Annotated in this window: 10 protein-coding genes; 8 read left to right on the top strand and 2 right to left on the bottom strand. The window is 45.5% G+C overall.

Going from position 1 to position 11,699, the window contains the following annotated elements; genetic code table 11:
• Positions 1-696 precede the first annotated feature (696 nt).
• Entirely contained in the window at positions 697-1,824 is a 1,128-nt protein-coding gene (gene queG / locus R7041_RS20855) for a tRNA epoxyqueuosine(34) reductase QueG (RefSeq protein WP_064368824.1), read from the bottom strand.
• Positions 1,825-2,100: 276 nt separating this feature from the next.
• Here queG and tsaE point away from each other — a divergent pair, with 276 nt between their 5' ends.
• The 8 genes from tsaE (at position 2,101) to hflC (ending at position 11,248) form a co-directional block, all read left to right on the top strand.
• Positions 2,101-2,565 carry a tRNA (adenosine(37)-N6)-threonylcarbamoyltransferase complex ATPase subunit type 1 TsaE gene (tsaE, locus tag R7041_RS20850; protein WP_005381372.1) on the top strand — a complete coding sequence of 155 codons (465 nt, stop codon included), beginning with the start codon at positions 2,101-2,103 and terminating at the stop codon, positions 2,563-2,565.
• On the top strand, positions 2,559-4,268 hold the full coding sequence (locus R7041_RS20845) for an N-acetylmuramoyl-L-alanine amidase (protein ID WP_005381374.1): 1,710 nt from the start codon (positions 2,559-2,561) through the stop codon (positions 4,266-4,268). The genes tsaE and R7041_RS20845 overlap by 7 nt, the downstream gene beginning before the upstream one ends.
• 18 nt (positions 4,269-4,286) lie before the next feature.
• Complete coding sequence (gene mutL / locus R7041_RS20840; RefSeq protein ID WP_054575295.1) at positions 4,287-6,299, top strand: DNA mismatch repair endonuclease MutL; 2,013 nt, start codon at positions 4,287-4,289, stop codon at positions 6,297-6,299.
• Positions 6,296-7,228: a tRNA (adenosine(37)-N6)-dimethylallyltransferase MiaA gene (miaA, locus tag R7041_RS20835; protein ID WP_005395375.1), complete on the top strand. Its 933-nt coding sequence runs from the start codon at positions 6,296-6,298 to the stop codon at positions 7,226-7,228. The genes mutL and miaA overlap by 4 nt, the downstream gene beginning before the upstream one ends.
• Before the next feature lie 194 nt (positions 7,229-7,422).
• Positions 7,423-7,686: an RNA chaperone Hfq gene (gene hfq, locus R7041_RS20830; protein ID WP_005381379.1), complete on the top strand. Its 264-nt coding sequence runs from the start codon at positions 7,423-7,425 to the stop codon at positions 7,684-7,686.
• A gap of 38 nt (positions 7,687-7,724) precedes the next feature.
• The gene (gene hflX / locus R7041_RS20825) at positions 7,725-9,014 is read left to right on the top strand and encodes a ribosome rescue GTPase HflX (RefSeq protein ID WP_064368823.1); all 1,290 of its coding nucleotides are present in this window, start codon (positions 7,725-7,727) and stop codon (positions 9,012-9,014) included.
• Positions 9,015-9,059: 45 nt separating this feature from the next.
• Positions 9,060-10,265 carry an FtsH protease activity modulator HflK gene (hflK, locus tag R7041_RS20820; RefSeq protein WP_005381381.1) on the top strand — a complete coding sequence of 402 codons (1,206 nt, stop codon included), beginning with the start codon at positions 9,060-9,062 and terminating at the stop codon, positions 10,263-10,265.
• Positions 10,266-10,267: 2 nt separating this feature from the next.
• The gene (hflC, locus tag R7041_RS20815; RefSeq protein WP_005381382.1) at positions 10,268-11,248 is read left to right on the top strand and encodes a protease modulator HflC; all 981 of its coding nucleotides are present in this window, start codon (positions 10,268-10,270) and stop codon (positions 11,246-11,248) included.
• Positions 11,249-11,311: 63 nt separating this feature from the next.
• Here the strand turns inward: hflC and R7041_RS20810 are convergent, their stop codons facing one another.
• Complete coding sequence (locus R7041_RS20810; protein ID WP_005381383.1) at positions 11,312-11,497, bottom strand: DUF2065 domain-containing protein; 186 nt, start codon at positions 11,495-11,497, stop codon at positions 11,312-11,314.
• Between the last annotated feature and the right edge of the window lie 202 nt (positions 11,498-11,699).

Here is an 11,699-nt window from a genome sequence, read left to right as displayed (position 1 = left end):
GCGGGGTGGAGCAGCTTGGTAGCTCGTCGGGCTCATAACCCGAAGGTCGTCGGTTCAAATCCGGCCCCCGCAACCAAATACAAGACGATAGATTGAGTACTTATTTAGTATACAATTGTTAAGTCGTCTACGGATGCGCCGCTTGATTCAACGCCTGCTTCTCGCAACCAATCACATCGCTCTTTTCATAATGCTGCGAAGCATGAATCCCCAAAAGCTAAACTTTTATCCGCATCATATGATGTCGGACGATTTCGTTTGTGTTTAAAACACGATATGAATCGGCTGACGTACAAGTATGATGAGGCTTCGCGTGTTTTATCTACTTTAATTAACAGAGTTATCCACATACGTCGTTCTGTGGATAAGTTGGTTGATAAAGTGTTTTTAGCTTGACTTTTTATGATGGGGAAGAAAGATCTTTTCTCTAAAGTGAAGTTGAAACAACAAAGAAATATCAATTAAATCGTTGTTATATAAAGAAAAAATAAGTTTTTTGTCGGATCGGGTACGTTAAAATACGATCATTAACTGGTATTTTTTTGATCCTAGTCATTTCTCCGAGCTGTGTTTAACTTTTTTCTGCTAGCTTGTTTTTCTTGAATCTCAAATTTTTTTCCACATTACAAAATTGAGAACAAGGTCATGAATTGAACATGCAAAAGTACTTTCAATCTCTTGCATATAGACTACGCTCTATGCGTCTCTCGGCAGTCCCTTCTCGACTATCCTTATTAAGCGTTGCTTTTTCGTCTCTATAGATGAATTACTCTCAGTGGGGAGTTGATTCAGTTGCTCTGTCAAAGCCCATTTAATGTGCTCATCAAGTAATTTATTTTCACCTTGCCGACTTTCCAGCGCACCTATGATTCGCTGACTATATTCTGCATTACCAAGTGCGACAGCGATGTTACGTAGCCACTGTATATGACCAATACGACGGATAGCGGAGCCTTCCATATTTTTTAGAAAAGTCGCTTCATCCCAGTTAAACATGTCGACGAGGTCAGGGTTTTTGAAACTGTCACGACGGTGGAAATCATCTTGCTCCGTTATGTCGGCGTAGCGGTTCCATGGGCAAACCAATTGACAGTCGTCACAACCATAAATGCGGTTACCCATTGGCTTTCGAAACTCTTCAGGAATCACTCCATCGAACTCGATGGTGAGATAAGAGATACAACGCCTGGCATCGACAACTTTGTCTTCAACGATGGCTTGTGTTGGGCATGATGTAATGCATGCTTTGCATTTACCGCACTGATCAACGCTTGGCTCATCTACGGGTAGTGGTAAGTCGATAAGTAGTTCACCTAAAAAGAACCACGATCCACAGTCTTGATCCAAAATCAGGGAATGTTTCCCGGTCCAACCTAAGCCCGCTTTTTGGGCGAGAGGTCGCTCTAATATTGGTGCGGAATCAACGAAAGGTCGGTAACCATATTGACCAACCTCTTGTTCAATAAGTTTGCCGAGTTTATTTAGCTGCTTTCTGACGAGCTTGTGATAATCACGCCCTAGTGCGTAGCGGCTAATATAGGCATGACTTTTATTCGCGAGGTTTGAAGCGAATTGAGCCTCTGGTGGCAGATAGTCCATCCGGACGCTGATAACACGAACGGTTCCCGGGAGTAGCTCATGGGGTCTAGCACGCATCATACCGTGACGAGCCATCCAATCCATTGAGCCGTGATAGCCTGCATCAAGCCATTTTTGTAGTGCTGCTTCATGTTCACTCAGATCAACGTCGCAGATCCCAACTTTTTGGAAGCCGAGTTCTTTTCCCCAAACTTTGATTTGTTGTGCGAGTTGTTCGTAGTTCATGTTAACCACCGGAATAAAGGGGGGCGGATCTTAACGGATCTCTGGCTTTGGTGCTACCCAGTTAGGTACGTTTTTGATGTTGTGAATACTGCTTATTGAAGTCATTTGCATATATTCTAAATCTAGGTCGATACTAAGATGATTAAGATACCGTTTATTGGATACTTTTTTCGCACATATGACATTTGAAAGCTTGTCTCTCAAAACCAACACGGTTTACTATTCCTGTTCTTTTGATTTTTATATAGTCAACGATCATTAGTTAGAGAAGCATCAATGAGCACGAAACAATTCAATTTAAAAGATGAGCATGAAACGGTTGCACTAGGCACCGCTTTGGCTCAGCTTTGTTCCCAGCAAACCACAATTTATCTGCATGGTGATTTGGGTGCAGGTAAAACAACCTTTAGTCGTGGTTTTGTCCGTGCTCTTGGTCATCAAGGTAACGTGAAAAGTCCAACTTATACTCTAGTCGAACCGTACCAGTTGGATCAGTGGCAAGTATATCACTTCGACCTTTATCGTCTTGCGGATCCTGAAGAGCTTGAGTTTATGGGGATTCGAGACTATTTCACAGACGATGCGATTTGCTTGGTTGAATGGCCTGAAAAAGGGCATGGCTTACTGCCACAACCGGATCTTGATGTAAACATTCGCTACCAAGGTGAGCAACGTGTAGCCGAACTAACAGCTAATAATGATTATGGTGTGCAGTTACTCAGTCGATTGGAGCTATGTTGAGTTTTTCAAATTTTAGAGTAGTGGCGACGTTTGTCGCCACTTTTCTCCTTCTCATCCCCAATTTAGCATTTGCTAACGTCGTTAAGAGTTTTCGAGTTTGGCCTTCACCTGATGAAACGCGTGTTGTCATCGATTTAGGCTCGGAAGCTGACTATTCCTATTTCTCTTTATCAGGGCCGGATCGCCTTGTCGTGGATTTAAAAAGCACGACGATGCAGGCCAAACTGCCTGTTACTGTTACGGATAGCCCTGTTTTAAAACTGGTACGAAAAAGCTCGCCTCCAGAGAAGGGCACTTATCGTTTGGTGTTTGAACTAAAAAAGAGCGTTCAAGCGGAATTATTTAAATTAAGCCCAACACCAGGTGGGCAGTATGGTCACCGCTTGGTGATTGATTTACCGCACGGTAAGAAGGCATCGACCTCTAAACCGAGTAAGCCAGCGGCGGCCAGCAAAGACATGAGTTCAGTTCAACGAGCTCAAGAAGTGTTAATTGTTATCGACCCTGGTCACGGTGGGGAAGACCCTGGCTCTATTGGCCCTTCACGTCGTAAGTACGAGAAAGATGCGGTATTGAGTATCTCAAGAAAAATTGCTGCTCAGCTCGATGCGACTCCTGGTATTAAAACGCGCATGACTCGTACGGGAGATTACTTTGTAAACTTAAACCGTCGTGTCGCGATTGCTCGTGAAAATGATGCGCACTTGCTGATTTCCATTCACGCAGATGCGTTTACTTCACCGAAGCCTCGCGGTGGATCGGTCTTCGTACTAAATACTCGTCGTGCAAATACCGAAATTGCTCGTTGGGTCGAGAACCATGAGAAACAGTCTGAGTTATTGGGCGGCTCGGGTAATGCGTTCTTCACGAAGACAAAAGATCGTAACGTGAACCAAACTTTGTTGGACTTGCAGTTTAGTCATTCACAAAAAGAAGGCTATAAGCTGGCAACAGAAATCCTAGGTGAGATGGGACGTGTTGCGCACCTGCATAACACCAAACCGATCAACACCAGCCTTGCGGTTTTGCGCTCTCCACAGATTCCGTCTGTGCTAGTGGAAACGGGCTTTATTTCTAACCCAACAGAAGAGCGTTTACTGTTTCAACGAGCGCACCAAGATAAGTTAGCTCAGGCTATCACTAAGGCGGTCGTCAAGTACTTAAAAGATAACCCACCAGAGGGTACGGTGTTCTCGCCTTCAGCGAAGCCAATGGTACATATTGTAAAGCGTGGCGAGTCATTATCGGTGATCGCGAACAAATATGGGCTTAGCTCTAAAGCGCTGATGTCGGCAAACAACTTGAAGTCGACAGGCTTGGCAATTGGTCAGAAGCTCAACATTCCTTCTGCTGGTACGATTAAAGTGCCAAGTAAACCGATTACTGTTGAGACAGAAACCATTACGCACAAGGTTAAGTCTGGTGAGTTCTTAGGTAAGATTGCGAATCACTATAAAGTGAAGGTTTCAGATATCCGCCGAGAGAATAACTTGAAGTCAGATACCTTGTGGGTAGGGCAAAAGTTGAAGATAACGGTCGCGGTAAAAGATAAACCGATTCGTAAGCACAAGGTTTCTCGGGGTGAGTTCCTTGGCAAAATAGCGTCCAAATACGGCGTTAGCGTATCGAGCATTCGTAAAGCGAATAACTTACGCTCTGATCAGCTAGCGGTTGGGCAAGTCCTGATCATTCCAAACAAGTAGGTGAGCTTCTAACTCATTATGACGATTAAAATTTTGCCAGCCAGACTTGCAAACCAAATCGCCGCAGGGGAAGTGGTCGAAAGACCTGCTTCTGTGATTAAAGAGCTGGTTGAAAATAGTCTTGATTCTGGCGCAACTCGAATCGATATCGATATCGAGAAAGGAGGCGCAAAGCTGATTCGTGTTCGTGATAACGGAAAAGGTATCGCGAAAGATGAACTTGGCTTAGCGCTCAGTCGTCATGCGACATCTAAGATACATACCTTAGATGATCTCGAAGCTATTATGAGCCTAGGTTTTCGCGGTGAAGCGTTAGCCAGTATTAGCTCAGTCTCGCGTTTGACGCTCACGTCGCGTCCTGCGGCACAAGAAGAAGCCTGGAGTGCCTACTCCGAAGGGCGTGATATGCAGGTGAAGCTTAAGCCAGCAGCGCACCCGATTGGCACGACTGTTGAGGTGTTGGACTTATTTTTTAATACTCCAGCGCGTCGCAAGTTTCTTCGTACGGAGAAAACCGAATTTGCTCATATTGATGAGTTATTGAAACGTATTGCGTTAAGTCGCTTTGATGTCACCATCAATGTGCGTCATAACGGCAAGATCATCCGTCAATATCGCGCGGCGAAAAATCAGCTTCAAACCGAAAAGCGTATTGCTGCTGTCTGCGGTAATGCGTTTGTGCGGCATATGCTCAGAATCGAGCTTGAGCATCAAGGGTTAAAGCTACATGGGTGGATTACCACGCCAGAGGGAGCAAGGCAGCAAAGCGATTTACAATATTGCTATGTGAATGGCCGAATGATGCGTGACAAATTAATCAATCACGCGATTCGTCAAAGCTATGAAATGAGCTTAAAGCCAGATCAGTTCGCTGCGTATGTGCTCTTTATTGAGCTAGATCCGCACCAAGTAGATGTGAATGTTCACCCTGCTAAGCATGAAGTGCGTTTCCACCAAGCTCGTTTGGTGCATGATTTCATCTATCAAGCTTTGACGGATGCACTTTCACAAAGCGCCGTGATTGATAAACCACAGGTGAATGAATCGGCATTTCATCGCGTGGAACCGACTGAGTCCGAAGAGATTGAACATTCGCCAGAGCCTGAAAAAGTACAAGAGCCAGCATCTTCACCAGTACCAGAGCGGGTTTATCAAGCGATAGATAGTACACCGGCTTATCCTGGACGCAGTGATTATGAAGTGAAGCCTCGTAATAGCGGTCCTAGTGAAACCTCCGTGCGAGAGGCGCGCGTAGTGGAGTCATTCAAACGTAATGATTGGGTGGAATCCAAACCTGCACCAAAGCCAAGTCACAGTAAAGAGCGCCACGTAGAACCAGCGCCAACTAAACAAGAAGTACGCGCTTATCACGAGCTGTTGAAAACGCCAGAGTTTGAGGCTCAGGCAGTCACTCCAATAGCGCCCCAAACGATAACTTCGCACACATCAATGCCATCGATTACTGCATTAGGCAAAGCGCTGATGGTGGTCGATGAACAATTTGTTTTGATGAGCAGTGACAGTGGGGCGGCGTTAGTCTCGTTACCTAGAGCAGAATTTTATCGTGTAAAAGGCCAGCTTTCTCCAAGCGATGGTGCACTCAAGGCACAACCTCTGCTTGTTCCTCTATCTATTAAGTTAGAGGCCGAATTAGTGAGACTGGCCCAAGATTATCAACAAGATTTGGCATTGCTTGGTATTCAATTGAAAGCGAGAAACGAGCACGCCTTAATGGTGATGGGCGTCCCAGCTCCGCTGCGTCAACAAAACTTACAAAATTTAGTACCAGATCTGTTATCTTACGCGCAATCTTGTGTGAACGAAGGTATAGCAGCGGCTCAGATGCTGTCTGAGTTGATAGATTGGCTCGCATTACAGGTCACGACAGTGAAGAGTCACTATACTTTTTCTGAAGCCATTCAAATTATTGCGGAACTTGAACAGCTAAGACATGGTCAATTGCCATTAGAAGATACAAAATTCGTATCCGCTGTTGATTTCTCTGCCACGATAGCCAAATTAAAACCATGACAGATAAACTACCTTTGGCGCTATTTTTAATGGGGCCAACTGCATCAGGCAAAACTGAGCTGGCGATTCGTCTTCGTCAAAAATTTCCGGTTGAGATCATCAGTGTTGATTCTGCTTTGATCTACAAAGGGATGGATATCGGTACGGCGAAACCGGATGAAAAAGAGTTAAGTTTGGCGCCTCATCGCTTGATAGATATTTTGGATCCAAGTGAATCTTACTCTGTCGCCGACTTTCGTCGAGATGCATTGAAAGCGATGGATGATATTGTTGCAGAAGGAAAAATTCCACTTCTTGTGGGTGGAACAATGCTGTATTACAAGGCGTTACTTGAAGGTTTATCACCACTTCCTGCTGCAAATCCTGAAATTCGTCAGCAAATTGAACAAGAGGCATTGACTAAAGGTTGGTCAGTGTTGCACGATGAACTCAAAGAGGTTGATCCTGTGTCAGCCGCGAGAATCCATCCCAATGATCCCCAACGTTTATCTCGGGCATTGGAAGTTTTTCGCATTTCAGGTAAAACTTTGACTGAATTGACTCAAACGAAAGGTGAAAGCCTACCATACCGAGTCAAGCAGTTTGCAATAGCTCCCAAGGATAGGGCAGAACTTCACCGTCGGATTGAACTCCGTTTCGAGAAGATGATGGAAGCGGGCTTTGAAGAAGAAATGAAAGCGTTACATTCGCGAAAAGATCTTCACCCCGATCTTCCTTCCATACGATGCGTCGGTTACCGACAGATGTGGGAGTATTTAGATGGGGAGTGTACACGTGACGAAGCGGTATTTCGTGGCGTATGCGCGACTCGTCAATTGGCCAAGCGTCAAATCACCTGGTTACGCAGCTGGGATGATTTAACTTGGTTGGATAGCGAGAACATTGAACAGGCATTAGAAACGATGTCGGAAGCAATAGCATCTGATTGACATAGCTGTGTATAATGTGATCGTTTTTGCGTGAACGCACTCTCAAAGGATCTGTTGTTGGCGGTTTTTATACTATGCTGCTAATTACTTAGAGTGCATTTTTGATTCGTTTAGCTCAGATGCAAAAGCCGTATCTTTTGCATTGCACCACTAGCTAAATAATTACAACTACAAATTAAATAAGGAAAATAAAAATGGCTAAGGGGCAATCTCTACAAGACCCATTTCTAAACGCGCTACGTCGTGAGCGTATCCCGGTATCTATCTACCTTGTGAATGGTATTAAACTACAAGGTCAGATCGAATCATTCGATCAATTTGTGATCCTGCTGAAGAATACTGTTAACCAAATGGTGTACAAGCACGCGATCTCAACAGTTGTGCCGGCTCGTCCAGTGAGCCATCACAGCGGTGAACGTCCACAAGGTGAGCGTCCACAAGAGAAATCTGAAGATTAATTCTTCATCGAGTATTTTTAAAATAAGGAGTTGATTGCTTGTTTGACCGTTATGAATCCGGTGAGCGAGCCGTACTTGTTCATATCAACTTCACGCAAGAAGGTGAATGGGAAGATCTGGCTGAGTTCGAAATGCTGGTTTCTTCTGCTGGGGTAGAGGCGCTACAAGTGGTAACTGGTAGTCGTCAATCCCCACACCCGAAATATTATGTCGGAGAGGGTAAGGCCCAAGAGATTGCTACAGCGGTACAATCAACTGGTGCCGAAATTGTGATTTTTAATCACGCCCTCTCTCCTGCCCAAGAACGTAACCTCGAAGCACTGTGCCAATGTCGAGTTCTCGACCGCACTGGTCTTATTCTCGATATCTTTGCTCAACGAGCTCGAACACACGAAGGTAAGCTACAGGTAGAGCTGGCTCAACTTCGTCATATCTCTACTCGTTTGATTCGTGGTTGGACACACCTTGAAAGGCAGAAAGGTGGTATCGGTTTACGTGGCCCGGGTGAAACCCAGCTGGAAACCGACCGTCGCTTATTGCGTGACAGAATCAAAGCCATCCTGCGACGCTTAGACAAAGTAGCGAAGCAGCGTGAACAAGGGCGCCGCGCCCGAAATCGAGCTGAAATCCCAACGGTTTCACTTGTGGGTTACACCAACGCGGGTAAGTCGACACTCTTCAACCGTATTACAGAAGCTGGCGTGTACGCGGCTGATCAATTATTTGCTACTTTGGACCCGACTTTACGTAAGATAGAGTTAGCAGATGTTGGTCCTGCCATCTTGGCAGACACGGTTGGTTTTATTCGACATTTGCCACACGACTTGGTTGCGGCCTTCAAGGCAACCTTGCAGGAAACGCAAGAAGCTGACATTTTGTTACATGTTGTTGATGCCAGTGATGAGCGTTTTCGTGAGAATATTCAAGCTGTTCATGAAGTACTAGAAGAGATCGACGCGCATGAAGTGCCGACTCTGGTTGTCATGAACAAAATCGACAATCTAGATTCGCAGAAACCACGTATAGAACGAGACGAGGAAGGCGTACCTCGCGCAGTTTGGGTTTCAGCAATGGATGGGTTGGGCATTGATGTCCTGTTTGAGGCTCTGACGGAACGTCTGGCGTCACAAATGGTCGAGCATCAGTTGCGAATTCCTCCACAGTATCAAGGACGATTCCGTAGTACCTTCTTCCAAATGAAGTGTATTCGACGTGAGGAATATGACCAGGATGGTAACTTGTTGATCGATATTCGAATGCAGCAAGTAGATTGGTCTAGACTTGAAAAAAGAGAAGGGGCAGTTTTGACTGGCTTTATAGTCACTTAAAGGACTGCTACAGTATAACGTCATATCAAATGATGGAGCTTTCTAATGGCGTGGAATGAGCCTGGAAATAACAACGGCAACAATGGCCGCGATAATGACCCTTGGGGTAATAATAATCGTGGTGGCCAGCGTCCTGGTGGCCGAGATCAAGGTCCGCCAGATTTAGATGAAGTGTTCAACAAACTGAGTCAAAAGCTGGGCGGCAAGTTTGGTAAAAAAGGCGGCGGTGGTTCTCCAATCGGCGGCGGTGGTGGTAGTGCAATTGGCTTTGGCGTGATTGCTCTGATTGCTGTTGCGGTTTGGTTTTTCGCTGGTTTTTACACCATCGGTGAAGCAGAGCGTGGTGTTGTACTGCGTTTAGGTAAATACGATCGTATCGTAGACCCAGGTCTTAACTGGCGTCCTCGCTTTATTGATGAGTACGAAGCGGTAAACGTACAAGCGATTCGTTCACTACGTGCATCTGGTCTAATGCTGACTAAAGATGAAAACGTTGTAACAGTTGCGATGGATGTTCAGTACCGAGTGACTGACCCATACAAATACTTGTACCGTGTAACCAATGCAGACGACAGCTTGCGTCAAGCAACGGATTCTGCACTACGTGCAGTAATTGGTGACTCATTGATGGATAGCATTCTAACCAGTGGTCGTCAGCAAATTCGTCAAACTACGCAAGAAACACTGAACCAAATCATTGATAGCTATGATATGGGTCTGGTACTTGTTGATGTGAACTTCCAGTCTGCTCGTCCACCAGAGCAAGTGAAAGATGCGTTTGATGATGCAATCGCAGCACGTGAGGATGAAGAGCGTTTCATTCGTGAAGCTGAAGCATACAAGAACGAAATCTTGCCTAAGGCAACGGGTCGTGCAGAGCGTTTGAAGAAAGAAGCACAAGGTTACAATGAGCGTGTCACTAACGAGGCTCTTGGTCAGGTAGCACAGTTCGAAAAACTACTACCAGAATACCAAGCAGCGCCTGGTGTAACGCGTGATCGTCTGTACATCGACGCAATGGAAGAGGTGTACTCAAGCACTTCGAAAGTGTTGATTGACTCGGAATCAAGCGGCAATCTTCTTTACCTTCCAATCGATAAGTTGGCGGGACAAGAGGGCAAAGCAGATACCAAACGTAAATCGAAGTCATCTTCAACTTATGATCAAATTCAACTTGAGTCTGATCGTACACAAGAAGACACTTCGAACTCGCAGTCTCGTTCAACAGGTTCACGTCAAGGGAGATACTAAGAATGCGTAAGTTAATGATCCCTGTACTGGTAATCGCACTGGCATTAATGTTGATGTCTTTGTTTGTGATTCCTGAAGGTGAGCGCGGTATCGTGGTTCGATTTGGTCGTGTCTTGAAAGACAATAACGACATCACTCGAATTTACGAGCCTGGTCTGCATTTCAAGATGCCTTTGTTTGACCGTGTGAAACAACTTGATGCACGTATCCAAACAATGGATGGTCGTGCAGACCGTTTCGTAACGTCTGAGAAAAAAGACGTTATCATTGATACCTACGTGAAGTGGCGTATTGAAGATTTTGGTCGCTACTACCTCGCGACAGGCGGTGGTAACTCGCTAACGGCAGAGGCACTACTTGAGCGTAAAGTGACGGACGTGCTTCGTTCTGAAATCGGTGCTCGTGAAATCAAACAGATCGTATCTGGTCCACGTAACGATGATGTGCTACCAGAAGACGCAAGTGCTGATGTTGTCGCAACTGAAGCGGCTCGTGAAGCGCTTGAGATTGATGGTGAACGCGACCTAATCATGTCTGAAGTATTGAAAGACACGCGTGAAAGCGCAATGAAAGACTTGGGGGTTCGTGTCGTTGATTTCCGAATGAAGAAAATCAACCTGCCTGATGAAATCAGTGAGTCTATCTACCGTCGTATGCGTGCGGAGCGTGAGTCTGTTGCTCGTAAGCACCGTTCTCAAGGTCGTGAAAAGGCGGAAGTTATTCGTGCTCAAGCAGAACTAGAAGTAGCAACTATTCTAGCTGAAGCTGATAAAACTGCGCGTGTGACACGAGGTGAAGCGGATGCTGAGGCTGCGAAGATTTATGCTGAAGCGTACAACAAAGACCCTGAGTTCTTTAGCTTCCTACGTTCGCTACGTGCGTATGAGAAGTCCTTCAGCTCTAAGAGCGATATTCTGGTGCTTGATCCGAAGAGTGAGTTCTTCCAATACATGAACCAGTCGAAGGGCAGCATGGAGAAATAATCTCCGCCTCTCATTGAAATAAAAGGCTCCTTAGGGAGCCTTTTTTGTATCTGATGCTAAGTGCTAGCTCATCATGATGGCGATTACGGCTCCAGCAACTACTAGGCAGCCACCGATGCGTCGTAGCTGATTGTTGGGTTGTTCACTTAATTGAGCCACCATATTCCGCCAACCGTTAGGAGCAATCAGTGGCCCAATGCCTTCCACGATCAAGACGAGCCCAATCGCCAACCATATGGATTCAGACATAGCGCTTTCCAGTCGAATAGAGAAAGCTAAATACTATCAGTGATATGCTGATTTCAAAATGAACAAAGCGGCAAGATGACATTCTGGTAGCGACTCTGTGAACAAAAAATGACTGCAAGAAGTGAGATTCGGTGCTAGAATCCATTTTTAACTAGCAATCAGACTTGGAAAGATGGGAAATAACGTAGTCGTTCTAGGCACC

It is taken from the genome of Vibrio sp. 1751, from assembly GCF_033339895.1.
Taxonomy (GTDB): Bacteria; Pseudomonadota; Gammaproteobacteria; order Enterobacterales; family Vibrionaceae; genus Vibrio; species Vibrio alginolyticus.
This window is presented reverse-complemented; position numbering and strand designations above follow the sequence as displayed.